The organism is Sphingobacterium siyangense, assembly GCF_007830445.1.
In the GTDB taxonomy this organism is placed as follows: domain Bacteria; phylum Bacteroidota; class Bacteroidia; order Sphingobacteriales; family Sphingobacteriaceae; genus Sphingobacterium; species Sphingobacterium siyangense.
Genome location: NZ_VLKR01000001.1, coordinates 112,245 through 138,526 on the forward strand (window position 1 = coordinate 112,245; position 26,282 = coordinate 138,526).

General features: G+C 38.5%; 21 protein-coding genes and 2 pseudogenes. 9 read left to right on the plus strand and 14 right to left on the minus strand.

What is annotated here, in order from left to right:
• Positions 1-14 precede the first annotated feature (14 nt).
• Positions 15-827 carry a hypothetical protein gene (locus tag IQ31_RS00495; RefSeq protein ID WP_145326791.1) on the minus strand — a complete coding sequence of 271 codons (813 nt, stop codon included), beginning with the start codon at positions 825-827 and terminating at the stop codon, positions 15-17.
• Between the two features lie 108 nt (positions 828-935).
• Here IQ31_RS00495 and IQ31_RS00500 point away from each other — a divergent pair, with 108 nt between their 5' ends.
• Entirely contained in the window at positions 936-1,451 is a 516-nt protein-coding gene (locus IQ31_RS00500; protein WP_145326792.1) for a hypothetical protein, read from the plus strand.
• A gap of 21 nt (positions 1,452-1,472) precedes the next feature.
• Positions 1,473-1,865, plus strand: coding sequence for a ribosomal maturation YjgA family protein (locus IQ31_RS00505; RefSeq protein ID WP_145326793.1), 393 nt, complete (start codon positions 1,473-1,475; stop codon positions 1,863-1,865).
• A gap of 2 nt (positions 1,866-1,867) precedes the next feature.
• Here IQ31_RS00505 and IQ31_RS00510 read toward each other — a convergent pair whose 3' ends face one another.
• Positions 1,868-2,386, minus strand: coding sequence for a VOC family protein (locus IQ31_RS00510; protein WP_208734061.1), 519 nt, complete (start codon positions 2,384-2,386; stop codon positions 1,868-1,870).
• Between the two features lie 260 nt (positions 2,387-2,646).
• Between IQ31_RS00510 and IQ31_RS00515 the strand changes: the two genes are divergently transcribed.
• On the plus strand, positions 2,647-3,672 hold the full coding sequence (locus IQ31_RS00515; RefSeq protein WP_088161654.1) for a threonine aldolase family protein: 1,026 nt from the start codon (positions 2,647-2,649) through the stop codon (positions 3,670-3,672).
• A 94-nt stretch (positions 3,673-3,766) separates the two neighbouring features.
• Here the strand turns inward: IQ31_RS00515 and IQ31_RS00520 are convergent.
• The 4 genes and pseudogenes from IQ31_RS00520 to IQ31_RS00535 form a co-directional block, all read right to left on the minus strand.
• Positions 3,767-4,483: pseudogene (locus tag IQ31_RS00520) on the minus strand (MIP family channel protein).
• Between the two features lie 127 nt (positions 4,484-4,610).
• Positions 4,611-6,791, minus strand: a complete 2,181-nt coding sequence (locus IQ31_RS00525) for a DUF4838 domain-containing protein (protein ID WP_158638753.1) — start codon at positions 6,789-6,791, stop codon at positions 4,611-4,613.
• A 222-nt stretch (positions 6,792-7,013) separates the two neighbouring features.
• A pseudogene (locus IQ31_RS28175) lies at positions 7,014-7,199 on the minus strand (response regulator); the annotation flags it as partial.
• A gap of 304 nt (positions 7,200-7,503) precedes the next feature.
• On the minus strand, positions 7,504-8,583 hold the full coding sequence (locus IQ31_RS00535; protein ID WP_145326795.1) for an NAD(P)H-dependent flavin oxidoreductase: 1,080 nt from the start codon (positions 8,581-8,583) through the stop codon (positions 7,504-7,506).
• Between the two features lie 178 nt (positions 8,584-8,761).
• Between IQ31_RS00535 and IQ31_RS00540 the strand changes: the two genes are divergently transcribed.
• Genes IQ31_RS00540 through IQ31_RS28025 form a run of 3 tightly spaced genes read left to right on the plus strand, consistent with a single transcriptional unit; the run spans position 8,762 to position 10,700 of the window.
• On the plus strand, positions 8,762-9,754 hold the full coding sequence (locus tag IQ31_RS00540) for a 2-hydroxyacid dehydrogenase (RefSeq protein WP_145326796.1): 993 nt from the start codon (positions 8,762-8,764) through the stop codon (positions 9,752-9,754).
• Positions 9,755-9,789: 35 nt separating this feature from the next.
• Positions 9,790-10,014, plus strand: a complete 225-nt coding sequence (locus IQ31_RS28020; protein WP_208734063.1) for an EamA family transporter — start codon at positions 9,790-9,792, stop codon at positions 10,012-10,014.
• 17 nt (positions 10,015-10,031) lie between these two features.
• Positions 10,032-10,700: an EamA family transporter gene (locus tag IQ31_RS28025; RefSeq protein ID WP_280176842.1), complete on the plus strand. Its 669-nt coding sequence runs from the start codon at positions 10,032-10,034 to the stop codon at positions 10,698-10,700.
• A 4-nt stretch (positions 10,701-10,704) separates the two neighbouring features.
• Here IQ31_RS28025 and IQ31_RS00550 read toward each other — a convergent pair whose 3' ends face one another.
• Entirely contained in the window at positions 10,705-11,043 is a 339-nt protein-coding gene (locus tag IQ31_RS00550) for a winged helix-turn-helix transcriptional regulator (RefSeq protein WP_088161659.1), read from the minus strand.
• A gap of 118 nt (positions 11,044-11,161) precedes the next feature.
• On the opposite strand from IQ31_RS00550, the gene IQ31_RS00555 reads away from it, so the two are divergent.
• Positions 11,162-12,565 (plus strand): MFS transporter, encoded by a 1,404-nt coding sequence (locus IQ31_RS00555; RefSeq protein ID WP_145326797.1) that lies wholly within the window; start codon positions 11,162-11,164, stop codon positions 12,563-12,565.
• A 59-nt stretch (positions 12,566-12,624) separates the two neighbouring features.
• On the opposite strand, the gene IQ31_RS00560 is transcribed toward IQ31_RS00555, so the two are convergent.
• The 6 genes from IQ31_RS00560 to IQ31_RS00585 form a co-directional block, all read right to left on the minus strand.
• A complete protein-coding gene (locus tag IQ31_RS00560; protein ID WP_145326798.1) occupies positions 12,625-13,572 on the minus strand; it encodes a hypothetical protein in 948 nt (315 codons plus the stop codon).
• 89 nt (positions 13,573-13,661) lie between these two features.
• Positions 13,662-16,802 carry an error-prone DNA polymerase gene (locus IQ31_RS00565; protein ID WP_145326799.1) on the minus strand — a complete coding sequence of 1,047 codons (3,141 nt, stop codon included), beginning with the start codon at positions 16,800-16,802 and terminating at the stop codon, positions 13,662-13,664.
• A 9-nt stretch (positions 16,803-16,811) separates the two neighbouring features.
• Positions 16,812-18,311: a Y-family DNA polymerase gene (locus IQ31_RS00570; protein WP_145326800.1), complete on the minus strand. Its 1,500-nt coding sequence runs from the start codon at positions 18,309-18,311 to the stop codon at positions 16,812-16,814.
• 2 nt (positions 18,312-18,313) lie between these two features.
• Positions 18,314-19,054, minus strand: a complete 741-nt coding sequence (locus tag IQ31_RS00575) for an ImuA family protein (RefSeq protein WP_145326801.1) — start codon at positions 19,052-19,054, stop codon at positions 18,314-18,316.
• A 124-nt stretch (positions 19,055-19,178) separates the two neighbouring features.
• Positions 19,179-19,913 (minus strand): LytR/AlgR family response regulator transcription factor, encoded by a 735-nt coding sequence (locus IQ31_RS00580; RefSeq protein ID WP_145326802.1) that lies wholly within the window; start codon positions 19,911-19,913, stop codon positions 19,179-19,181.
• A 12-nt stretch (positions 19,914-19,925) separates the two neighbouring features.
• Entirely contained in the window at positions 19,926-21,803 is a 1,878-nt protein-coding gene (locus tag IQ31_RS00585; RefSeq protein WP_158638755.1) for a sensor histidine kinase, read from the minus strand.
• Positions 21,804-22,306: 503 nt separating this feature from the next.
• Between IQ31_RS00585 and lgt the strand changes: the two genes are divergently transcribed.
• Positions 22,307-23,125, plus strand: coding sequence for a prolipoprotein diacylglyceryl transferase (gene lgt / locus IQ31_RS00590; RefSeq protein ID WP_145326804.1), 819 nt, complete (start codon positions 22,307-22,309; stop codon positions 23,123-23,125).
• A 63-nt stretch (positions 23,126-23,188) separates the two neighbouring features.
• Here the strand turns inward: lgt and IQ31_RS00595 are convergent, their stop codons facing one another.
• On the minus strand, positions 23,189-23,857 hold the full coding sequence (locus tag IQ31_RS00595; protein WP_244294278.1) for a response regulator: 669 nt from the start codon (positions 23,855-23,857) through the stop codon (positions 23,189-23,191).
• A 340-nt stretch (positions 23,858-24,197) separates the two neighbouring features.
• On the opposite strand from IQ31_RS00595, the gene IQ31_RS00600 reads away from it, so the two are divergent.
• Complete coding sequence (locus IQ31_RS00600) at positions 24,198-26,225, plus strand: PAS domain-containing sensor histidine kinase (protein WP_115048769.1); 2,028 nt, start codon at positions 24,198-24,200, stop codon at positions 26,223-26,225.
• The last annotated feature ends 57 nt before the right edge of the window (positions 26,226-26,282 follow it).

The following is a 26,282-nucleotide window of genomic DNA, read 5'->3' on the forward strand; positions in this document are numbered from 1 at the left end:
TGGCTTTTCCATCGTTATGAACGATATATCAAATTTGTAATTTTCAATAAAATCAGGCCAAGAAACAATGCGGCGACAATACTAAGTATTGTGACCAATGTATTCCTTCCGTTGTCTGCAAAAAAATAGATGGATAGTCCAGCCAATATACATGGAATACCGATAACAATAAGCTTGACCCAATATATTCGGTCTTCTTCCTCACGGATAATTTTTGTTTCAACTGCGGCTAAAACATCCGGTCTATTCATTCTAAAATATTCGAGAATAATTTCGATTTCGTCTGAACGCAATTCACGAGGACGTACAATCTGCTGCTGCAAGGCAATAAGTAAAATATTTCCATCTCGCTGAACTGAAATAACGGCCGACATTGGAAAGCGCTTTTTATACCCCATAGGGTTCATTGCATATCCTCTGTAGTCACTGTTATCTGGACTTAAACATACAAAATACTCCGAACTCATTGCGAAGATCACATCGGTATGTTCCTGTTTGATTTCTTTCCATATAACGATAGCAGGCTTAATGGCTGCAAGCAATAGACATTGAAAAATAAATATACCAAAAGACAAGCTGAATATCCACGACAAAGAAAATGAAAGGATTAAAAAAGCGATGATAAACGAGAGGACATTTGACCAAAAATCAATTTTCCGCTCGATTAAATAGAAAGTAATGACGCAGATTATTGGCGCAATGCTGGCTTTCCAATCCCAAAATATACTTACAATTCCGAGTATTGAAAACAGTGTATAATTCAACAGTTGAAAATATGCTGACTTCCGCTGAAAATTAGTTCTTTTAATTTCAATGATATTTTCCAATACGTTCTCTAATGAAATAACAAAATCTCTGTCGCTAAGATAGCTCTGATTGCATAAATATAAATATCTTTACTAAAATAAAAACACGTAAAAATAGAAGTCACCACTATGAATACCTTTCAATTTAAATCCCATAATGTTAAAAAGGGCTTGATCTTTGGATTTGGCTACCTAATTGTTGTATTTATCCTATGCTGTTTAATTTTTGGCGGTATAAATGTGCTAGCTGATGCAGTAAACAACTTTGGTTCGGCAAAGGGTCTTGGTATATTGGTTGCTGTCGTTGTAATCGGTCCCCTAGTCATACTATTGCAATTCATCAATCCCAAGATAGAAATACAAGTTGATAAAAATAACTTATCTATTAAACAACCGAAAAAGGAGGACAAAATTATTCCGTTCGAGGTCATTCATTCCATGGAAATAAATCATTCCTTGGTCAACCAACTTCAACTATTCGACCATAATGGAAAACTACTTACGACTATTCACCCTCAAAACGATATGAATGTAATTTTCTCCATTGCAAATATAATCGCGCAACATGGTGGATTTACACAAAAAAGAGGAACCAAAAAGATCTTTGGTAATCCCGTCGAAACGATCTCATATTTCAGGCAATAACATTGTAGCGCATTCGTTTCGATGAAACCAAAAATACACTATCTACTTCGCGTTGCTTTAACCATCTTCATGGGTTTGTTGTCACGGAAAATATCCGCCATTCCTACCATTACCGGCGATGTACTGTATGCGGTTATGATTTATTGGTTGTCACGTTTTTTATTTACGAGGAAATCGTTATTATTTTCTTTTACGGCGACACTTATATTTTGTTTTGCCATCGAATTTTTACAGCTTGTACAACATCCTTTACTTATATGGATAAGAAACAATCCGCTTTTGCGGCTCGTGTTTGGACAGGGCTTTTTATGGTCGGATCTTGTGGCTTACTGCCTGGGAACCGTCGGAGCTGCATGCATTGATTATCTTAATTATCAAATGTTAAAGACAGACCCTACGTTACGAACTAAATAGACCTACTTCGTGGTTTTGGCCCCCAAATCGATGCCCATCTTTTCATAAGCAAGATCATTGGGCTGCCAAAGCTCTATTTTGTTTCCTTCAATATCCATGATATGAGCAAATTTGCCGGAGTCAAAGGATTCGATCGTATCAAGTACCGTAACGCCCTCCTTCTTCAATTCTTCTATTAAAAGCTCAATATTGGCTACCCGATAATTGATCATAAAATCTTTTTCCGAAGGGCCAAAATAGGAAGTGCTCTCTTTAAAAGGGCTCCATTGCGTAAATCCCTTTTTCGTACTGTCAGCTCCCTGATACCACTCAAATACAGCGCCGTAAGAATTTGTAGCCAGTCCCAAATGATCGGCATACCAAGCTCTTACTTTTTTAGGATCTTTACATTTGAAAAAAATTCCACCTATACCGGTTACTCTTTTCAACTCGGTGGATCGATATGAATGGCTCAAGTTATTAAAAGCATACCCCATTCCAAATGCCAGCAAAATACTTGCAACAAATACGACTCTTTTCATAATTTAATAAGGACAAATCAGTTATTCTGCCTTCTCTCCCGAATTTAATCATTAGTTTTGACAAAACATTTACGGCGCTTCAGAAAACATTCTTATCCTACAACACCAGTACTTAAAACGCATAGCTTTTGTCCTAATTTTTTCTAGATTAAGGTTGTTAAAAAATGAGATTGTATGTATACATTTGACCTACACAAGACTCGAGCAGCCTACCCTAGGAAAAGAGTTTAATAAAGCATCCGCATTAAATAGATAAATTTATGTACAACTTTAAAAATGACTATTCAGAAGGGGCACATCCCCGCATTTTAGATAAGCTTATTGAAACGAATCTGATACAGCAATTAGGCTATGGGGAGGATGACTATTCCAAAGAAGCCAGATCGATTTTGAAGAAAAAGATAGCGAATCAGCAAGCCGTTATCCACTTTTTATCTGGGGGCACACAAACAAATCTTCTTGTCATATCTTTTCTTTTACGTATCCATGAAGCAGTGATCAGTGCAAAAACAGGGCATATATCTGCAAATGAAACTGGTGCTATAGAAGCAACTGGACATAAAGTCATTACCGTTGAAACGTCTGATGGGAAATTGACACCTAACGATATTACTACGGTACTCAGGGAACATGCTTTGGCGCCACATGTGGTAAAACCAAGAATAGTTTATATTTCTAATTCCACTGAAATCGGCACAATATATTCTTCGGCAGAATTGGAAGCGCTATATGTGTGCTGTCAGCAGCAACAACTGTTACTTTATTTGGATGGCGCACGCCTGGGCCATGCTTTGACCGCGGAAAACAACGATTTAACCTTTGCAGCTATTGCTAAGTATACTGACGTTTTCTACATTGGCGGAACAAAAAACGGAGCTCTGCTGGGTGAGGCAGTTGTGTTTAACCGTCCCGAATTAGCCGTAGATTTTGACTATGCGATCAAGCAGAAAGGCGCCTTGCTTGCCAAAGGCAGAGTGCTTTCAATTCAATTTCTAACGCTATTTCAGGATGATTTGTATTTAGAGCTGGCATTGAGAGCTAATTCGCTTGCGATGCGTATGGCGAAGGCTATCAAAGACAAAGGATATTCCTTTCTAACGGAATCAACCACCAATCAGATTTTTCCCATTTTACCTAAATCGCTCATCGAAGCACTGCTTATAAATTATCAATTTTATATATGGAAGGATATCGATTCAGATTATGCAGCGGTTCGTTTGATCACGTCCTGGGCTACGGAAGAGAAACAGGTTACTAACTTTATAAATGATATATTGAATTCCTAGGGATTGTTCCGCCCTAGCCAATAAATCTTATATACACGAAAGCGCCCAATAGGTAATATTTTACGTATTGGGCGCATCTTATAAAATTGAAAAACTAGTCTTTAGGTTCAAGGGCTTTCCATACCCCTGCTGCTACAGCTGCCCCTACTAATGGAGCTACAATAAAGAGCCAAAGCTGCGATAAAGCCTGACAGCCGGCCAGAATCGCTGGCCCAAATGAACGAGCAGGATTAACCGACGTACCTGTTACGGGAATAGCAACCAAATGGATCTAAAGAAGCGTAAAGCCGATTGCAAGCCCAGCCATTGTGCTGTTTCCTACCTTCGAAGTTGTTGCCAGTATCACAAACAGAAAAATGAAGGTTAACACTGCTTCAATCAAAAAGGCGGAAGCAGTACCATACTCGTTTTGATATCCTTTACCCCAACCGTTTGAGCCATACGCCCACTCTCCTGCGGTAAATCCGGCCAATTGCCCGCTTAAAATCTGCTGAAGGACAAATGCCCCCAAAAGTGCACCAATAAACTGAGCAACAATGTAGACAACCGCATCCTTGGCAGACATTCTACCAGCCAATAACACACCAACAGTCACCGCAGGATTGATATGACAGCCTGAAATTCCACCGATCGTGTATGCAAATACCACCACTGAAAGTCCGAAGGCGACAGCAATACCCAAAAGGCCAAGACCAGAAAGCCCAGCTGTGGTATTGGCTCCTGCAATAGCGGCCGCACCGCAACCAAAAAGTACCAAACCAAACGTTCCAATTAGTTCGGCGATAAATTTTGAAGATGTTTTAATTTCCATATGAATCTGTTTATAACTTAGTTAACTCTAATTTAATCATTTTCCGTATAAAATTATACTGCTAAATAAATTATTGTAGAACAATATCCACACCGCTTTAAAACCAACGTTAATAAGCTTTTCTATATTAATTTAACCAGATTTCATCACAGGCTATAAGAGGCTTTCGCTTAGGATGATACCGCCATTCGGGTAGTTTTGCCAAAGGTGCAGCATAAACTCGGATCACTTTAACACTGTCATTTAATAATACTTGATAAGGTATCTTGTCCAAGGTGTAATCCTCCTCAACGGATTCAAGCTTACTGAGAAATACATCTTGGAAATCTTTTCCATTCTTAGATACCGAAATTCGAATTTCTTTTGGTGGAAATATCCAATGTCGGGCATCCTTTAGAAAATTAAGTGTTATGGTATCTATTCGCCTTTCCTGTTCAAAATCAAAAGTAATATCCATCGGCTCCCCGTTCCATAGCAACCAATTATAGCTATAATCCATATAGCCCGGCACACTATCTGTAAGTGTTTTTAGTCCATTGGCAGGGAAAGAAGGATCAAATGGATATCTCAACTTAATATTTGCTTCAGAGGCCTTATTTGCTCTAACGCCGGCTTTGAATATTTCAGACCACTCCTTTGCATAACTATCGGGTGATGCGCCAGCTTCGGCAAGCTCTATAACGTCCAATTTTTTTGCATCTTCAACAAATTGTGTTACTTTACGACTCACCTTTTGTCTCACAACCCAACGCTCCCCCTCTTGTTCAAATATACCATGTTGATGCGGTCCATAAAATCTTGCTTGTTGCAAATAGGTATAATCCAACCCAAGTCCAATACGCCTGACACGGGATTCCACTAAAGGATTACCTTCACTGGCTATTTCCGCTTTTTCTAATAATGTACTATACTTATCCATCGCCTCTGGACTTAAAAAGTCATGCCTATTATCAATCGGGTTTCCGTAAATGGATAAAGCTGATGAAGGCCCGGGCAAGTGATTTCTTCGTTCAGCAAGATATGCTTTAATAAAGGGTCCAGCCTTGCCATAATAGCCCTCGATAAACTCGTTGGTTAGCTGTTCTTCTGAAAGCGTCGTATCCCAGGCGAGGTTAGCCAATATATAGGCATTTAGCTCCGCCATATCACTATAAGTCGCTCCTCCACCTTGCAAAAAGACCCCTTCGACACCTTGCGTTTTCAAATATTGTAGACTTTCCTGCATGGTTCCTTGGATCGGAAATGGCGCAAGATAATTAGTGAACTGTGTCAGATAATCCCATACAAATACATGCTTGGCCTTAGCTTTCCAAGCTCCCAATTGTCTACGAAAAGTTGCTGCTGATGGTTCACTTCCAATGTCATTTTTTCTAAAAGCATCGATATTACTTAATATAACAGAAACATTATCGGCAACCTTGAAGTGCGTTGGCGCATTTGCTGATTCTAAATACGCCAGTGTTGTAAATTTTTTGTCGGGAAATTGTGCGGCCACCCTATTCACAAAGTGAATCAGTGAGCCTTGCGCTCCACCCTCCCGCTTATCAATAGCCTGACAACGATCGCAAGTACAGCTTCCAATATCATCATTGGCCGCGATAGACCAATAAGTAGCTGTGGGATTTTCGCTTATCCTACGTTTAAAATAAGCTACGGTAAGATTAAAAACGTCCTCGTTAGATAGACAAAGTTGAATAGGTTGGCGTTTTCCATCATACAGGGAGTAATACTCCGGATGTTCTTTAAAATAAACTGATGGTGGCAATATTTTACTGAAAGTGTGCCCCCAATCTCCCCAGCGTTCTTCCAAATTATGTAAACCATACCAATCCATATACTCCTGATCCAATTCAACAGGGAAATAAACCTCTCTAAACTCAAAATTTGGTTTGGAATAAATCTTCAGATCTGAATCCACTGTTAAGAATGTCAATTTTGGAACAGATGTATTTTCTTTACCTACATACCACTTTCGTCCACCAATAATATCCCTGACATAACGATATGCCGCAAATAGTACACCTTTACCACTTCCCTCGATATAAATATTCTTTCCTACAGCTTGTATGGAGTAACTGTCTTCGGGAAACATATTAGTTATTGAGCTTTTTTCCAAAATAATGGCATGTGTGACTTCGCCTTTAGCTTGTATTGCAAAATCTACACCTGTACTTTCTTTTGTAAAAGTGTTTATCACCGCAGCAGCTTTTTGTAAAACAGGATCATTTGCATCCGCTTGAATGACATAGTCCGTTTTCCCTTGATCAACTAATGTAATTCTTTCTTTACCCTGAACTATCGTTACCATTGACAATAGACATAACATAAACTTCCACATCATATTAAAAATATTTCCTTAATGATAGATTTAGGTCATACTGATTCATAAATCTATTTTCAGCAACTTTGTAATAGCTCCAACCGCCCATGAGTGTAAAACCCCAATTGTCTATACGATGTTGCCGTCAAAATACGCCAGCCCTCACCTTCGAAAAAGGATCGAATGAAATGGATTATATGTTCAATTTTACTAAGCATGACCTATTCTTAATCGTACACGAGATATAAGTTCCGACGGAGAGATAGGCTTTTTAATATAATCATTGGCTCCGACTTCGAATCCTTCCACAATACTATTATCGTCACGGTAACCGGAAATAATAATAACAGGTACCTGATTATTCGTATTGCTTTTCCGAATGCGATCGATTATTTCGTAACCATTGGCAAAAGGTCATAACAGATCTGGCAAGTAATAGGTCATAGCCCTCCCTTACAAGAACAAATTGCATTGTGCTTAATAGAATCTCATTATCTTCGATAACAAGAATTCTCTTTTTTTCGTTCCCCATAGCGGTAGATTTTTAGTTTTTCACAGTGATGCAAAGTTTCGAAAAAAAAAGAAAATTCGTTGTAGATTAACCACTACAACTCCGTTTAAATAATTTAAACAAAGATTTTAGTTATTAGTTTTAATTAAAATGACAATATACTGACAGGTGGTAGACTCTATATTATTGTTAAACAACTAAACTAGTATGCAAATTTTCAACTTCTCGGATTAACGTTTGCATAATATCTGTTGTCGAAAGTTCACTGTAAGAATGGATCGATTGTCCGGCCCAAATATTTACAAAATCGACATTTTTATTGGCCTTGGCTACTTTTCGTAATTCCCCGGTGAGTTTATTTTGATAGGGATATGGTAAGATATAGTGCGATTTGTCCAAAGCTTCAATAAATGTATTCTTTATACCTCTGGCATAGCGTCCTGAAAAACTCCTTGTCAAGACAATATCTGATTCCTTAACATGAGAAAGACGCGCTTTCTCAAAGTCCAGCAGTGCGCTTTCTTTAGATTTGAGCAATAAACTGCCAATCTGAAAACCACTGGCACCTAATAGCTTTGCAGAATGGATCGTGCTTGCATTATATAATCCACCGGCATAAATAAGCGGCACGTTTACATGCTCTTTCACTTGTGGTAGCAGAGAAAATCCGCCAATCTCAGGAACAGGTGCCTCCTCAAAACTTCCGCGATGTCCCCCAGCTTCTAATCCCTGTACACAGATCACATCAATACCAGCTTCTTCCAGAGCAATTGCTTCTGCCACTGAAGTGCATGTACCAATAATCATCACATCATTGTCTTTCAATCGTTTTATACTTTGTGCATCCAGATTTCCAAAAGTAAAACTCACAACTTTACACTGATGGCTTATGATCGCGTCAATTTGTTCCCTGTAATCTGTAATATGGATGCTATCGAGCTCCGGTAAAGCTACTTCTAAACCATATTGCAGGGCTAACTGTTCCACAAAAACCTTTGTTTCATTATACGCTGTCCTCAAATTCACTGAAACTTCAGGAACATGATTTACAAAAATATTGACTGCAAAAGGCTTCTTTACATATGCAGCGGTTGAACGAATAAGCTCACTACAGCGTTCTGCTGGTAGATCACCCAACGATAGCGACCCGAGCGCTCCGGCACGCGATGCTGCAATGACCATTTCTGGTGTGGTAACACCAAACATGGGAGCTTGGATAATCGGATAATCAATACCTATTAATTGTGTAATTTGATTTGACCATTTCATATCGGAAGTAATTAATATGCTTAAGATTCAACTAAAATAGCTTTCATGTGATTGTTCTAATTTAAGCTATTTTAAAACAAATTATACTATAATACTAGAAAATCATCCTGCATTGCGGTACCAAATAAGCGATTTATACCGTATATTTATTCTATAGTATTACGTAACAAACAATTTTATGAAAATCGCTTTCTTTTCGACAAAACCATACGACAAATTATTCTTTGAGCAAGAAAACAGCACCTATGGCTTTCAGTTCAATTTTTATGAAACGCATTTAGGTCCACACATTGTCAATGCTATTGAAGATGAGAAGGTAGTCTGCGCATTTGTCAATGATAAACTCAACCGACAAGTTATTGAAGTACTTGCTCAAAAAGGTGTTGAGCTGATCGCCTTACGCTGCGCTGGCTTTAATAACGTTGATCTGGAAGCTGCCAGGGAATTTGGGATAAAAGTTTGTCGGGTGCCCGCCTATTCCCCTGAAGCGGTCGCTGAACACACCATGGCCATGTTATTGACATTGAATCGTAAAACACATAAAGCCTATAATCGCGTACGGGAGCAAAATTTTGCATTGAATGGACTTTTGGGATTTAATCTCCATCAGAAAAAAATTGGCGTTATTGGTACTGGAAAAATTGGAAAGGCTTTTATCAAAATCGCATTGGGATTTGGGGCAAATGTAATTGCCTATGATTTATACCCAGACCAGCAGCTTACAGCACAAGGTGTCAATTACAGATCGTTGGATGAAGTCTTCAAAGAATCAGATATTATTTCTCTTCATTGCCCGCTTACTCCCGAGAACCACTATCTCATTAATAAGGAGTCATTGGACAAGATGAAAGATGGGGTGACAATTATTAATACAAGCAGAGGCAATCTAATCAATACCAATGATGCTATTAAAGCGCTTAAAGAACGAAAAATTGGCTTATTAGGTATTGACGTTTATGAACAAGAGGAAAAGTTGTTTTTTAAAGACTTATCGACAACAATTATTGAAGATGAAACAATACAATTATTGATGAGTTATCCGAATGTTTTGGTTACGGCGCATCAAGCTTTTTTCACAACAGAAGCATTAACAGAAATTTCTCAAAGAACGCTTCGAAGCATCTCCGACCTATCAACCAAAGGGATCACTGACGCAGAAGTCTTGCTATAGCAAGACTTAATATCAAATTTATTTCGGATAAAACAATGAAAAACCATGTTTTGAAAGGATTCCTCTTGGCAATCGGGGCGGCTATTCTTTGGGGTGTATCGGGTACTTTTGGCCAATTTCTTTTTCAAAAAAGGGCAGTTAACGTAGAATGGCTTATTACGGTAAGAATGCTTGTGACAGGCATTGTATTATTGCTTTTGGCGGGAATGCACAAGAAAAATGAGATTTGGCAGATTTGGCGTCATCGTAAAATAGTTTAGCACTTCTTCTATTCAGTATTTTTGGTGTATTAGCCGTCCAATATACTTATTTTGCCGCCATAAATTATTCCAACGCTGCTACCGCAACTGTGCTACAATATACAGGTCCGGTCCTGATCGCAATCTATATGGCGTTGAACAAGAGAAAATTCCCTTCGAAAGTTGCCTGCCTGGCCATACTTTTAGCTATACTGGGCACATTTCTTTTAGTCACACATGGGAATTTTGGTTCCCTGTCGATTTCTCCTCTCGCATTATTTTTTGGTTTGATGTCAGCTGTTACGCTTGCTTTTTATACACTACAACCAATCCACTTGTTAAACAAGTATAATGCGGCAATAGTTATCGGTTGGGGAATGCTATTGGGAGGTCTCGTTTTTTGCTTTGTCAAACCTCCTTGGGAAATTGATGGAATCTGGGATATATATACCTATAGCTACACTGCTTTTATTGTTGTCTTCGGCACACTAATCCCTTTTTATGCTTATCTAACAGCAGTTAAGCTTATTGGTGGACAAAAGACAAGTCTTCTAGCTTCTGCCGAACCCTTATCGGCGGCCCTATTAGCTGTCTTGTGGTTAAATACACCATTTAGAGAAACAGACTGGATCGGCACTTTTTGTATTATCGGTACAATAGTCTTATTGGGCATCACCAAAAATGAGGAGCGAAAAAGGATAAGCTAAATGCCTATCCCCTTTCGCGCTTGTAATCTGACCACCACTCATCAAGTCTTTCAATGACGGGTAGTAAAGTTTTACCTAATTCGCTGAGTTTATATTCCACGCGTGGTGGAGATTCAGCGTAAATCTGTCTACATAAAATACCATCGCGTTCGAGCTCACGGAGCTGAACAGTCAATGTCGTTTGTGCCAGATCTTCCATTTCCCGTCGTAGCTCACCAAATCTTTTGGGGCATTGTTTAGCAACAGCCTTAATGAGCGAAACTTTCCATTTTCCACCTATTATCTTAAAAATTCCATTGACATCACAGCAGGCGCCAAAATTTTCACTTTTTTTTTCATTCATAATCACCTCATACTGACCATTAGTTCATAAAAACATACCAAGTACATAATTTATAACTACTTGATTGTAGAAAATATCCAAGCTATTTTTAACCATAAAATTATTAAAAACTTTCTATATGCGCTTTCAAATTAAAGATTTACTTCATATTTTCCTCCTTTCAACTGGTATATTTCTATTTGTCATAGATCTCTTTATTATTAATGTTTCCCTTCCCACAATTCAACATGGACTACATCTACGAGACAGTGATACGCAATGGATTATAATACTTTATATTATTGGGTATGCAAGTCTTCTAATCAATGCTGGGAATGCCGGAAATCATTATGGAAAGAAGAAATTATATTTAATTGGGATGGCTTGTTTTACTGTAGCCTCCCTTGTATGTGGCTTAGCCAATAATCTTTACATTTTATTGGCCGGAAGATTGATCCAGGGGATTAGCTCTGGACTTATGGTTCCACAGGGCATCGCATTGATCACGTTACTTTTTGAAAATCCGGAGAAGCGATCGATGGCTTTGGGTATCTATGGAAGCATAGCAGGTATTGCCTCAGTAATAGGTCAATTATTAGGCGGAATTCTTCCGGATCAGACTTGGATACATGAAAGTTGGCGTCTTATTTTTTTGATCAATGTTCCCATTGGGGTACTTGCCTGCTTTGCTGTCTATCGCTATACATTCAATGATCAAGTTACTGGAAAATCTAAGATCTCTTTTATCCCTATGATAACGTTGTTTATCCTTTTAATGGGAATAATTTTTCCTTTAATCATGGGACCTGAGTTGAAATGGCCATTCTGGTCATTACTGCTATTGGGAGCAGCAATTGTTCTCGTCCTGTTGTTTCTAAAAAAACAACGTAAATTAGAACAAACGGGCCGTTCTAGTCTACTCAATTTCTCCTTATTTAATAATCGGGTTTTCAATTTAGGCCTTCTAGCGGCTTTAGCCTATTATATGGTCCAAGATGCTTATTTTATTATTAACTCCAATTACCTTCAAAATCAAAAGAATTATACGGCAACAATGACAGGAATTGCGTTTGTTTTTCAGGGTATTGGTTACGTATTGGCAAGTGTTATTGTCAGCAAGTTAATACAGCGCCACGGAAAGATCATTGTCCTATATGGATTAGGAATAATGATTTTGGGTTTGCTGTCTCATCTTTTCGTTTTCAATACGATGATCATAGATAGCAACCAAATACACGCGCTCTTCTTTTTTTATGGTATTGGCTGCGGTAGTGTACTGCCGGCATTAATGACACTTGCATTAAAAGACCTTAACGAAAAACTAATCTCCGTAGGATCCGCCATCTATCTTACTGTACAACAGTTATCTATATGCTTGGGAATCGCTTTTATTGTCGGTATATTCCTCCATCGGAAAGAGACTAAATTTCTTATTTTGCAGAACATCTCATCTGCCTATGGCTACTCGATCGTACTATCGGTCATATTACTCTTATTTGTCGTATGTACAATAGCTTATTTACCCTCAAAAAAAGTAAAATAGCAGGTAATTCGTTCATGATTTCGCTGGGTCTATCATACTTTCTCTCAGGATTAATGTAGCTAATTTGCTGCTTCATACTTGTCTACTAAAGCGTAGTCGTAAGGAATACGGATGCTCAGCGGGCTGGCTTCCCATAAGTCTGAACCGCTGGGCAAATAGAAATCATAGGCATTACGCAGGAAATTCTCCCCATTGGGAGCTTCTTGCCAGTTTTTCTTCTCCCTATTGTAAAGTAATATCATACAACTCACGCAGGTGCCCTTATCTTTCATGGTCGAATTTTCATAACACTTCCCTATTTTTACAGTTAATTTTTGCTGAATAATAACATCAGTCAACCGCCCATTTGTAAGGTGAATTAGAGCGATCTGTGCATCTTCATCTGTTGGTGAATGTTTTGCTGCTTTCAATTGATCGAACTGAGCCCGATATATTCGCGCTATTTCAGCCTGCCTCACATCCAATGGTAAGAGATTTGTATCTACGGGATGGAGGTCTTCAACACCGCCCGCCCGGGTAACACCAGCACTTAATACAATATTTTGTTTGGATGTATCAGTATCAGCGGCAGCTGAGCCTTCATTTTTATCGAATAGCTGCGTAAGTTCTGAGATATGATGCCCTATTTGATTAAAACCCACAACGTAATTTAAGATAACGAAAGCCAACAGAGCAAGGACTGAAAAGATAAAAAGTGCCTTCCAAATACTAGTTCGCCCACGCTCATTTGTTTCCACTTCCAAAAAAGAAGATCCTTTGTGATCTGCTTCCTGAGAACCGCCACGATGTTCAACGAATTCATAATCAGCCAAAAACAGGTCTTTACCATCAAAAAGATCAATATGGTCTTCTTTAAACATCTCCACAATATCCCGGGCAGTTTTATACTTTACATTTGCCTGGGTGGCAATCAGATCAATAGCCGCATTTACATCACCCTGTTTAATGAATTCACGAATAGTTGCTTTATCAATTTCGATCGTATTGACGAGAATATTTTTGGTCATATCGTTTAATTTCCTATAGATTAGAATGCTTTGCTACCTAAACGAAGTAAAAGCATTCGACTTCAAAAATGAGATTAATAAATGAGAGATCAATGAAAATTTCTTCCCTTATGAAAAATACCTGCAGCATTGTCGCCATCAGTTGTCAGATCTTTTAACAAACCTGACATATCAAAGCATCGTTGCGCTATTACATGAATAACTTCACCTTCAACTTGGATTTTACCCGCAACCATAAGGAGTTTTGCCCGAAGGATTTCTTTACGATATTTTTCAAATACATTACTCCAAACGACAATATTTGAAAAACCAGTATCATCTTCAATAGTGATAAATAAAACACCTTTGGAGGTTCCTGGTCGTTGTCTAACAGTAATCAACCCACATACTTTCACAGGCATATCATTTTGTATCAAGCCCAATTTTGCTGTGGGCACTACATGGAGAAGATCGAGCTTTCCGCGCAAGAAACTTACTGGATGTGCTTTAATGGATAGCGAGGTCCTTGCGTAATCAGCCACAACATGCTGGCTTTTTGTTAGCAATGGTAATTCAATTTGCCCCTCCATGGTACTTTCAGATGCTTGACCTTCAAATAATGCAATCGGCCGATCACCCAATGCTGTAATTTCCCAAAGCGCTTGCCGACGATCAATACCTAATGATGTAAAGGCATCTGCATCAGCCAATTTCTCCAACGCAATAAGAGATAGTCCAACATCCATCATACCAGTAATGGATGAATAGGCAGACTGCCGACCTTGAGTCAACACAACGGCCTCTTCCCTTGAAAATCCTTTGATCTGACGTAAACCCAATCGAAGAGCATGTGGTTTTCCAATTTCTCCCTCTAAAGTATTGTCCCATGAAGAATGATTGATATCAATGGGACGTACTTTTACGCCATGTTTCTGTGCATCAATAACAATTTGAGCAGGTTGATAAAAGCCCATGGGCTGACTATTGAGTAAGGATGCCGCAAAAATATCGGGGTAGTAATACTTAAGCCATGAGGACACATACACCAGTAAAGCAAAAGACGCTGCGTGACTCTCTGGAAAACCGTAACTGCCAAAACCTTCCAATTGCTTAAAAACTCTATTGGCAAATTCTTCCGTATAGTTTTTCTTTACCATACCATCGACCATTTTTTTGTGAAAAGCAGATACCTGTCCTTTTGCTTTGAATGTAGCCATGCTACGCCGCAATTCATCGGCTTCCGCAGGAGTAAATCCGGCAGCGACTATGGCAATTTCCATGGCCTGCTCCTGAAAGAGAGGAACCCCCAAGGTTTTTTTAAGAATGGTTTGGATCTCAGTGCTGGGATAATCAACAGCTTCCTCTTTATTTCGACGGCGCAAATAGGGATGCACCATATCGCCTTGTATCGGTCCAGGTCGAACGATAGCTACTTCAATGACTAGATCATAAAACTCTCGTGGTTTTAATCGCGGCAACATCGACATCTGGGCCCGGCTTTCGATCTGGAATACACCTAGAGTATCTGCATGGCAGATCATATCGTAAACCTTTGGATCGTCTTCTGCCCCAATATCAGCCAGGGTAAGCTCTTTTCCATAATGCTTTTTAGCGAGATCAAAAGCTTTGCGAATACAGGTCAACATCCCCAAAGCAAGTACATCAACCTTTAGAAAGCCGAGTGCTTCAAGATCATCTTTATTCCATTCGAGATTTGTCCGATTATCCATGCGGGCATTTATTAAAGGACAAAGCTCATGCAAATTACCTTGCGTAATAACAAATCCGCCTGTATGCTGCCCCAATTGACGTGGAAAGCCAATATATTGATGTGTCAATTCGAGAACTTTTCGCAAATGTTGGTCTTCCGGATTAAAGCCCTGTTCAACCAAACGTTCCAAATTGATATAATCGTCCCAATGGCTACTCACAACCCCTGCTAAACGCCCTACAGCATCCATGGAAAGCCCCATGGCCTTGCCAACATCACGTATAGCCCCTTTGGAGCGCACCTGTGTGACAGTTGCTACGATAGCAGCACGATTGCGGCCATATTTCTCATAAATATACTGGATGACTTCCTCACGGCGCTCATGTTCAAAGTCGACGTCTATATCTGGTGGTTCATCGCGTGCATCGGACATAAATCGCGCAAACAAAAGCCTGTATTTTGACGGGTCAACAGAAGTAATACCTAAGCAGTAACATACGGTTGAATTTGCTGCAGATCCACGCCCTTGGCATAAAATTCCCTTTTCCTTCGCAAATCGAACATAATCATACACCGTCAAAAAATAAGAAGCATAATTTTTGCGTTCGATAAAATCAAGTTCCATTTGAATCGTTTCGCGAATTACATCCGGGATATCTCCGTTAAATCGTTTACTGGCACCTTCCCAAGTTAAATAACTTAATTCTTCCTGTGTAGTCCGACCATGAGATGATAATTCATCTGGATAGATATATTTCAAATCATCTAAGGAAAAACGACAAGCATTGGCAATTTTTACACTCTGTTCTACAGCTTCAGGGTACAACCTAAACAAGCGTTCAACTTCAGTTATTGATTTTAGATAGCGCTCTGCATTGGGATATAAATTAAATCCAGCCGTATGTATTGTGCATTTTTCACGAATACAGGTTAAAATATCCTGCAATTCACGCCTTTCAGGTACATGATAATATACATCACCAAGTACAACAAGCGGGATAGCCAGGTGTTCGCCCAACTGATTTATTCTAAACAATAATTTAGCATCATCACCACGATAGAGTTTTTTTATTCCTAGATTAAGACACCCCTGTAGACGCTGTTGACATTCCTGTACAAACGCTATAAATGACTGCTCAAGCTCAAAACCGACCACTAGTTTTTCAGGTGGACAAATAATGAATATAATCCCCTCAGCATATTGAAACACATCATTTTTGTACAATTCGCATCTTCCTTTTTCCGTCCTTAGATTTCCAACAGTTAACAATGTTGAAAGCCGTCCGTAAGCCTCTTTATCTGTGGGGTATGCCAATAAGCTTGGCCCATCCTGTAAATCTAGACGACAAGCAGGAATCAGTCGTATACCGTTTTTTTTTGCAGCCATATGTGCACGGACGATTCCAGCAAGGCTATTGCGGTCCGTTACTGCAACAGAATTATACCCCAATCGCGCCGCTTGCTCGATCAGTTCTTCCGGATGAGAAGCACCTTCGAGAAAACTAAAATTACTTGTTATCTGTAATTCACAATATACCATACACTAACCTTATGCAAAAAAACCATGTATAAACCATTGATCAGCCTGACCGTCATAATGCCCGGCGCGATATAACCAAAAGCGCCGACCTTGCAGATCTTCCACCGCATAATAATCCCGATGTTCACCAGGATCAATCCACCATTCGCGTTCAATACGTTCGGGGCCATCTGCTTTCCTTATAGTATAGGTATCTCCCTTATAACGGAACAGTATGGGTGGATAGTCGGGTATGGGTGCTGTGACTATAATACGTTCAGGGATCTTCAATAGTCGTGTTGGACGTGGCCTTGCAGTTTGCCAGTCAACAGCTGCAACCTCATCCATTTTAGCCGCTATTTTCATGGATCGTTCCGGCCAATAGTGCGCAGATGGCACATAGCGTGAAATATCACAATTGGCGTCCCTACTTTTCAAGCGATCTAAAAGTTCGGTAACCGTTGGGTTTTTGAGACCAATTCTATTGTTCCAAAGATTTTCCTGAACTGGATCTGCCGTCTCAACTTTGGATACGCCCAAGGTAAATAATTCAATTCCCAATGCCGGTTCAATTTGCGGAATCTTTAGGACAAATAATTGAAGGATATGTTTAACCTGAGCAGTAGCACGATTAGTCTCAATAGTAATGGTCTCTATTTTTCCATCCACGCGATGACAATTCAATTCGGCTGCACGTAATCCTTTACCCTCCCCCGACAAACGCTTACACAACTTGTTTAATAAATCTTCCAAAGCCAGTTCAATACCATTTGCTGTACAGATAGGCTCCAAACAAGGTAAACGCTCTTCATAGGGTAAGATGGGTTTTATAGAAATAACAAATTCATCTTCCAATCCCATGGCCTGGTCCAGTCGGAGCAGTAAACTATCGCCAAACCTTCTACGCAACACTGAACGTGGCATTTTTGAAAAACTTCCGATTGACCGTAATCCAAGCGATTGTAAGCGCTTCAATTGAACATCTTCCAATCGTAATGCAGCAGGACTTAATGGAAGAAGCGTTTCCGACTGCGCCTGTTCATTTATAATGATATCTTCGTGTCCAAAATGCGCTACCGCCCATGCGGCCCCAATGGTATCAGCAATCCCCATACGTACATCATAACCATGTTGTCTAAATTTCGAGACAATACTTGTTAAGTAGGCCGCCTCCCCGCCCCAAAGATGAGCACAACCACTAATATCCAGGATGATACCGTCGGGCGTATCTAATGCCACTTGTGGTGTGTACCTGATGCACCACTCTGCTATCGAATGGAGTAACTTTTCAGCCAATCCAGCTTGCTCATTGATTATTTTAAGTGATGGAATAAATGCCCGTGCATCCGCTATAGCCATACCTGAATGCACCCCCGCTTGCTCCGCTAATAAGTTACTCCCACTGACGATTAATCTTCCTTGAGCGGCGATGGACAATACAAAGGGAATATTTTGCAAATGTGGTTTGCAAACAGTGAGCCAATCTGTTTTCAGATGAGGAAACCAAAGTGAGGCAAATCTTTTTTTCATGACTAGCCAAGATTTTGGTAGTTATAATTCCAGTCTTTTACCTGTATCTCCTTTTTAGAAAATGTTTTAAATCCTTGTGGAGACCAGGTTATTTGCTCTTTAGCTGGACTACCATTCCTTACCTTGAGCAGCTCTACATCCCAACAAGGGTAGCCAATACCAGGTAATCCATCATCCGATTGACTAGGTAAAGAAGTGACTTTCCAACGTGCCGCACAACTCGTCGCCAACAAGATCTTTGGGTTATGTTGAAGTATAAACCCTGTAACCCGACTTTTTTCTACGGCAAGTTGAAGGCGCCTCGACTGAACAAAATCCAGCTGATGTATTTCGGCCAGCACGGCTGTTATGCCATGGCATTTCAACGCTTCTTCCATCGCCCATAACACATCCTTCTCCCGTTTCATAGAAACAAAAACAATCGATGCTGGATCGACCCCAAATGATCTGATTGCCGCTGGAAATACCGTTTGAATGGAGCCTATCCAAATACAAATCCCATCAGTTTGCATAAGTTTTCCAAGGAGACCACCAATAAACCCACAGGATGCAGCACTATCCATGCGGTTAAAGCTCACAAACTCGTGTATTACCCCTTTAGGAAAAACTCCATTCGGAAAAGCTTTCTCCAATGGCCCCAAACCCATCGTGCTTGCATCATTTGACCTTTGAGGTACCCCTTGCCAGGCAAGCAAGTCCTTTTTAAGTTTGCTGATCAAAGCCTGTTTATCTTCTAACATCATAGCCCCTCGTATTTAATATTACACACAAATATAATACTAATTATTTTAGCAATAAAAGAGAATGCTACATTTTTTAGTGCAAACAACAGAACTTAGAACCGTAGAGCCTTTGTTACTTCAAGCCTTATATATCATTCAAGAATTGCTGGATAACATCTTTTTTTCTTGTCGCAACAGGAATCATTTTACCATCGGACATTTCTATCTGGCCATCCTTGAAATATTTTTTTATATAGTTTGCATTGATTAAATAAGATTGATGACAACGAATAAATTCGGATTCAGGAAGCATAGTTTCAAAGTGCTTAAGGACTTTCGAAACCATCATCGGTTTATTGTCTTTAATATAAAATGTAGTATAACCCTTATCTCCATGGCAATAAAGAATATCATCGATATTCACAATCTGAGTGTATTCAAATGTACGTAGTGCTATTTTCTTTGGTCTAACTGGTGACTTCAGATAGCTTTCGGCCATACTTAATTGCATGCTATTGAATCTAAACTCTGTATTTTTCTTATAGCATTTTTCAATAGCCTCTATAAATTGTTCCGGAACCAAAGGCTTTAATAAATAGGCAATAGCGCCTATATTAAGGGCTTCTATAGCATATTGGTTAAATGCGGTTATAAAGATTGTATTTATGTCCAATTTCAGCTCGGAGAGGAAGGATAAGCTTGATCCATCTTTCAATTGAATATCAGCTAAAATAAGATCTGGATTAGATACAAGTAACTCACGTTCTGCTTGGGCGATTGATGGACTATAACCAACGATCTGGACATAAGGAATAGCATCCAATAAAGACTTAATGTACAAATAGATATTATACTCATCTTCAAGAATATAAACTTTCATAATTTCACGTATTTAATTAAAATATAAAACGAGTGGGATATAGAGTTCTACGCGATATCCACTTTTATCTTCTCTATAATTGGGCTTTATTTCAATCCTTGCTTTTTGATGAGGATCATTAAACAAAAGCTCAAGGCGCTCTTTCGTGATAACTTGTGAAAGAGAGGTCTTGTGTGCATTATTTTTCTGATAAGATTGCATTCCCCAGCCATTGTCACTGATAACAATATGCAATTGATCTGCTTCCTGATTAAAAAGAATTTGCAATTGTCCACGATAATTCAAATTTTTGAAAGCATGTTCAATAGCGTTTTCGACAAAAGGCTGAATCAACATAGGAGGAATCATGACATCATCAACATCCGAGTTACCGCTCTCAATTTCAAAATCAAATACATCTTGATAGCGCATCTGCTGTAAAAGTATATAATTCTTTAATGATTTAATTTCTTGATCCAAAGAAATATACTCTTCCCTATTTAATTCGAGTATATCACGAATTTGACGGGACAATAAGATGAGGTACTGATTTGCCTTTGCTTTTTGCTCACTACTGATCAAACCTTGCAAATTAGCTATAGCATTATAAATAAAATGGGGATTAAGCTGGTTTTGTCGCGTCTTCTGCTCTAAAATTAATTGTCTATTTTCGGCAACTATACGCTGATTAATATTTTTCAATAGCTTTTGTTTATTCCGGTAATAAATGAAGAACGCAATGCTAAAGATCAGTGCAAATAAAATAACAAAAATCCAGCGCTGTTGGACCATAATCTTATGGTTGAATGCATTTGTTGTTTTTAAAAGCTTAATAGCCTGATCCTTTTTTTCAGTTTCATACCGTGTATTGATCTCATTGATACGTTCATTTTCAATACTCTTTGTACTATTTTTATAGTCCTGATAGGCCGAATCCAAGGTAAAATAAGCCCGTTCATAATCTCCTTTTAATGCGTGCGCTACTTGTAGATTCTGATAATAGAATAATTTATTTTGCTTGCCTTTATGTGTTTTGATAAACTGCAATCCAGCATTAAAATAATAGATCGCCGAGTCAACTTGATGATTATTCAAAAAATTTTTTGCCAAATTCGCATACGCATAGGCATTGAGTGCCTTGCTTGAAGATAAATAATTAAAATATTTTTGGGATGCCTCTACCGCTTTTCGACTATTCCCTATGCTAAAGAAATACTGCGCCTGTAAATTATACATGCGCATAATGATAGCAGAATCCGCCGTTTTATTTGCGTAATATTTGCTGCTATCCAGTGTTACTTTTAGCTTCTCAAAATCATGCAATTCAATATACTGCATAAATTTGATCTCCTGATACGCTTGCGCAACACGGGCATCGGATCTATTGGGATGATAATGATACCATGACTCGTTATCTTTGAGCGCCTGGTTATAGTCAGCTCGACGATAATTTGCATTAGCCAATAGATTGAAAAAAAGAAAGCTAAACCTACTCTTATTTTCTAACGCATATTCTTTAGCATCAATAATTTGTTCCATGATGCCAATAGTAGTCACATCATTAAAACTAAAATTAGCCCTTATTTTAAAGTAATCCTTCAGAACAAGCAAATCTGGAGACAGTTTTCTCCCATCAAGGTTTTTCAGCGCGATTTCTATTGAATCTATGTTATCGTCCAACAAATAGTTGTAGGCCAAAAAAATCCAATTATAACCAGAATTATTAAAATACTTATCCTGAGCAAACTCCGCTTTCTTCTTTGCTATAATAGATTGATCCCTAAAATCTTGTAAAGCGAGAAATTTTAATAACGTATCCTGATAGGTTAAATCAAGTGAGTTATCTTCGATATGCGTATTATTTTTAGACGCCTGCTGGCCACTTTGATGACAAGAGAGTAACTGTGCCATGAGCACGAGAGATAAAAAACAAAAAGTAAATCTTGTCAAATTTCGTATCATCAGAATATAACTATCTGTTTAAATTTACATGAAGGTGCCTATATTTTTCCATAACCTCGTTCATTAACTATGATAAGCTTTCACAGGATAAGCAGCTATTAAAGAAATATGCAAGGTACTGTCCATATCATGTTCTCAATTGCCGAATATCGGAATATTATCAAAAAAACAAGATATACTTTCATAAGTATTTAACCCGGCTGATACTTATGCTAATATTCTTCTCCAATAAAAACACCGGTCGCAACCATTGAACTCGCTTATAGGTAATTTCGTTTTACTACCTACGAACATACAAATTGGTCAAACAACGAAAACTTCATAGTTAATAATCGCAGTATATGACTCAATATTTGCATCAATAAAGAGAATTTCGTGTTTTTTCATCAAAGTGTGTAACGAAATATCCCGACCGTATACCTATACTATGGAGCATCACGCTAAAACGTCATATGGTAAATAATCTAATCTTAACTTACATAAACTGGAATATAAATAGTGATATCTTTGTTATTCCAATTATTGAACACCCTATTCGCTGGTACGGACTATTTTGGTTATTGGGCATTGTATTATGCTATAAGATACTAGATTCATTATTTAAGAAAGAAGGTCGGCCAACCGAGTTCTTAGATCAGCTAACCATTTATATCGTTTTAGGTACTATTATTGGTGCTAGATTGGGGCACGTATTATTTTACGACCCCAGTTATTACCTGGATCATCCCTTAAAAATAATGGCCATTTGGGAAGGTGGGCTGGCAAGCCATGGCGGAGGTATAGGTATCCTGACTGCAATCTATTTATTTGCAAAAAAACAGCAGCTTCCTTTTCTTTGGGTTGCAGATCGGGTTGCTTTGGTCGTCCCTATAGCGGGGGCTTGCATTCGCCTGGGCAACTTAATGAACTCTGAAATGATTGGAACAGCAAGTAGTTTACCTTGGGCCTTTGTGTTTACCCGTATCGACACGATACCCCGGCATCCGGCACAGCTTTATGAAGCATTATTTTGTCTCCTATTATTCGTATTGTTATATCGTTTGTGGAAAGAAAAAGAGCTTCAACGTAACAATGGAAACTATTTTGCCTTACTATTGGTTTTGCTGTTTTCGTTCCGGTTTTTGGATGAGTTTTTGAAAATCAATCAGGAGCATTTTGAAGACTCCCTATTCATCAATATGGGACAGCTTCTTAGCATACCATTTATTATTATTGGAGCTGGTCTATTTATTTTCAACCGTTTTCAAGAAAGAATACCAAAACTAAAGTAAGGGGATGCGCAGTACTTCCAAAAATCATCACCTATGCCATGGTCATCAGGAACAGAAATTTTATCATGATTTTTTTAATAAGCCATGTTGAAAAGCATATTTTACTAATTCCGCAGTGTTCTTCACCCTTGTTTTATCAATCAAGTTCTGCCGATATCCTTCAACAGTACGCTTACTCAAAAAGATTTTATCTGCAATTTCTAGATTTGTAAACCCGTCCGCGATCAATTCCAATACGTCTAGCTCGCGTTCACTTATTTCCAAATCTAGGATAGTATTCGAGCCAGCATCCGTATAAACCTGACCCGAAGAAACTTGTTCAAGTAAGGCTAAGCTAATTTCTTCACTCATATACCGCCCGCCCTGAGCGACATGCTTTAATCCAAAAAGTAATTCATTATAACCTACATTTTTCAACAGGTAGCCTGAAAGACCATGCTCAAACCCTTCAACCACATAATGAATTTGACTAAGCATGGATAATATCACAACTTTGACCAGCGGATATTTTTGACTGATGCTTTTTAAGAGCTCCATCCCGTCCATATGCTCCATACTTATATCAGTTAAGACAATATCGGGAGCTAGACCATTCGCCAATTTAGACAGGGCTTCCGTACCATCAGATGCCTCGCCTATCACTGCAAATTCTCCATCGGATTCTAAAAGTAGTTTAATACCATTACGTACGACCATGTGATCTTCAACCAATAGTATTTTAACCATATTCATCTTCTTTAGCATTTAAATATAAACTTTCAATTCTATTTTCTTCCAACCATATACGACAATGATGGTGTATTGTATTTTCCGATTTGGAATAAAAAAGAAACAGACTGCATAAACAAAATAAAGATACGAATTTCTATTCACTGTACTATTGATATCATGACTCCATATTAAACAACCTCTAGGATCACTAACAGATCAAAAAGTAGGTATTGCTAATGACCGACAACAGCTATCATTTATCGATAAAGAGAAAACCCCTGAGAAAAGGAACAATATTTGTACGCTATTAAATCAAGCTATACATGATATCGCTTAATCAACGCTTAATTTTTGATATGTTATGATTTGTTCAGATAAAGATATTTTAGCCGTTCTCTCTTCTTCATTGGATGCTTGCGCAATTTATGATAGCGCAGATCTCCGTATTTCTTATGCAAGCACTAACATGTTAAAATTATGGAATTGTGATCACAGCGCGATTGGGCAATATCTTGAGAATTGTCTTCAACAAGAAGAATTAACGTCTTATATCCCCCTTTTGAAAAACGTTTGGGGAAATGAAAATACACAGCTGATCGACAAGATAAAGATCAAGCTCAAAACCGAACAACAATCTTCACTCCGATATACGCACACGTTTGAATATCATCCGCTCATCAATGAAAAGGGTGAAATTTATGCCATATTTAATCAAATTAGACTGATACCTGAAAATGAAGACGACACCCCACAAACGCAAGAAAAAAATACCATTGAACGAAAACTGCTACAAGATTTATTAACTCAAAAGTATACAGTAGCAGGAACCCCCTACAAAATCCCCACGAATAATTATACCTTATCACCTAAACATACCGAAGATCTCAATGAAAAGCTTAAGGATGCACTCAAGAAAATCATAGAAAGTGAAGAACATTACCATTTTGCCTTACAGTCGGCTGAGATGGGTACATGGAATTTAAATTGTAAAAATTATATGGTCAATTGGGATGAACGGACCCGGGAGCTCTTTGGTTTTGCGAAAGGTGAATATGTTCCATATAATGAGGTACTAAAATATATTCATCCAGAAGATAGGAATAGAATCGATCAAGAAGTCAAAAAGTCACTGACTTACCAAAACAAAGGTGTTTATGACGTACAATTTAGAACCATTGGAGCACAAGATCTTCAATTACGGTGGTTGCACTGTAAAGGAAGAGTATACTTTGACCAAGACCAACAACCCGAATGGTTTGCAGGCACCGCTATAGATATTACCATCCAGCATCAAGAGCATGAAAAACTTGAAGCTATTAATCAACTTATCGCCAAAAGAGATCAACAGTTTAGAATGATCGTAGAAGCCGCCGGCATCGGTATCTTTTCTATTGACATGGAAACCAAGAAAATGGAACTCAATGATCGTTGCCGTGAATTATTTGGCTTCGATCAGCGTGACAACATAAAAGAATCCGACTTTTTCGACCAAATTCTGCCTCAGTATAGAAACATCATTCATCATGTTTTTCAAGAAGTAACGCTCAAACAATCCCCTTTTGATTGTCAATGTGAAATAAAAGATAAAAAAACGGGTAAGATAAAATGGTTAAGGTCAATAGGCGGAAGTCAATTGGAATCGGATACGACAAGACTCATGATCTACGGCGCTATAATAGACAGCACCAATGACAAGGAAGAAGAAAGGAAAAAACTAGACTTTATTAGTATCGCAAGTCATGAACTCAAAACACCTTTGACCTCACTCATTGCCTATATCCAATTACTACAAGCCAAAGAAGGTACATTGAGCAGCGAAAAGCGCATGCAATATCTCCACCAATCGAATGAGCAAGCAACGCGCATGCGCGGTTTAATCGACGGCTTTTTAAATGTTACTCAACTAAATGAGGGTAAGTTAGTACTTCGCAAAAAGACATTTAACGTTTGTTCTTTACTCGATTATATTCAAAATATCTATTCTCTAAAATCTGCAAAGCACTTCATTCATTATTCAGGAGCAATAGATTCGAATTTGGAGATTATCGCCGATCGTGATAAAATCGAACAAGTGTTAATCAACTTCATGGATAATGCCATTAAATATTCGCCCAGTAATTCAACAATTACTATGCATGTGGCCATACATTCAGGTTATTTTGAAGTCGAGATCAAAGACCAAGGAAAAGGCATCAATCATAAGGATCAGAAACAAATATTCAATAAATTCTATCGTGTAAATGACGATGCAGATCGTTATGCTTCGGGATTTGGCATAGGACTGTTTATTTGCAAAGAAATTATTCAAAAACATCAAGGAGAAATTGGTGTCGACAGCCAGATCGGCCAAGGGTCAACCTTTTGGTTTAAAATTCCGGTCAGTGTATAAATAACAGCGCTAATTACCACCAATAAAATTTCCGATAGCAAAAAAAGCAACAGTTGC

Excerpts from the sequence above, each read along its gene's own strand:
- IQ31_RS00500 (WP_145326792.1), top strand. The coding sequence starts at position 936 with ATGAATACCTTTCAATTTAAATCCCATAATGTTAAAAAGGGCTTGATC.
- IQ31_RS00505 (WP_145326793.1), top strand. The coding sequence starts at position 1,473 with ATGAAACCAAAAATACACTATCTACTTCGCGTTGCTTTAACCATCTTC.
- IQ31_RS00510 (WP_208734061.1), bottom strand. The coding sequence starts at position 2,386 with ATGAAAAGAGTCGTATTTGTTGCAAGTATTTTGCTGGCATTTGGAATG.
- IQ31_RS00515 (WP_088161654.1), top strand. The coding sequence starts at position 2,647 with ATGTACAACTTTAAAAATGACTATTCAGAAGGGGCACATCCCCGCATT.
- IQ31_RS00525 (WP_158638753.1), bottom strand. The coding sequence starts at position 6,791 with ATGGTAACGATAGTTCAGGGTAAAGAAAGAATTACATTAGTTGATCAA.
- IQ31_RS00535 (WP_145326795.1), bottom strand. The coding sequence starts at position 8,583 with ATGAAATGGTCAAATCAAATTACACAATTAATAGGTATTGATTATCCG.
- IQ31_RS00540 (WP_145326796.1), top strand. The coding sequence starts at position 8,762 with ATGAAAATCGCTTTCTTTTCGACAAAACCATACGACAAATTATTCTTT.
- IQ31_RS28020 (WP_208734063.1), top strand. The coding sequence starts at position 9,790 with ATGAAAAACCATGTTTTGAAAGGATTCCTCTTGGCAATCGGGGCGGCT.
- IQ31_RS00550 (WP_088161659.1), bottom strand. The coding sequence starts at position 11,043 with ATGAATGAAAAAAAAAGTGAAAATTTTGGCGCCTGCTGTGATGTCAAT.
- IQ31_RS00555 (WP_145326797.1), top strand. The coding sequence starts at position 11,162 with ATGCGCTTTCAAATTAAAGATTTACTTCATATTTTCCTCCTTTCAACT.
- IQ31_RS00560 (WP_145326798.1), bottom strand. The coding sequence starts at position 13,572 with ATGACCAAAAATATTCTCGTCAATACGATCGAAATTGATAAAGCAACT.
- IQ31_RS00565 (WP_145326799.1), bottom strand. The coding sequence starts at position 16,802 with ATGGTATATTGTGAATTACAGATAACAAGTAATTTTAGTTTTCTCGAA.
- IQ31_RS00570 (WP_145326800.1), bottom strand. The coding sequence starts at position 18,311 with ATGAAAAAAAGATTTGCCTCACTTTGGTTTCCTCATCTGAAAACAGAT.
- IQ31_RS00575 (WP_145326801.1), bottom strand. The coding sequence starts at position 19,054 with ATGATGTTAGAAGATAAACAGGCTTTGATCAGCAAACTTAAAAAGGAC.
- IQ31_RS00580 (WP_145326802.1), bottom strand. The coding sequence starts at position 19,913 with ATGAAAGTTTATATTCTTGAAGATGAGTATAATATCTATTTGTACATT.
- IQ31_RS00585 (WP_158638755.1), bottom strand. The coding sequence starts at position 21,803 with ATGGCACAGTTACTCTCTTGTCATCAAAGTGGCCAGCAGGCGTCTAAA.
- lgt (WP_145326804.1), top strand. The coding sequence starts at position 22,307 with ATGGTAAATAATCTAATCTTAACTTACATAAACTGGAATATAAATAGT.
- IQ31_RS00595 (WP_244294278.1), bottom strand. The coding sequence starts at position 23,857 with ATGAATATGGTTAAAATACTATTGGTTGAAGATCACATGGTCGTACGT.
- IQ31_RS00600 (WP_115048769.1), top strand. The coding sequence starts at position 24,198 with ATGATTTGTTCAGATAAAGATATTTTAGCCGTTCTCTCTTCTTCATTG.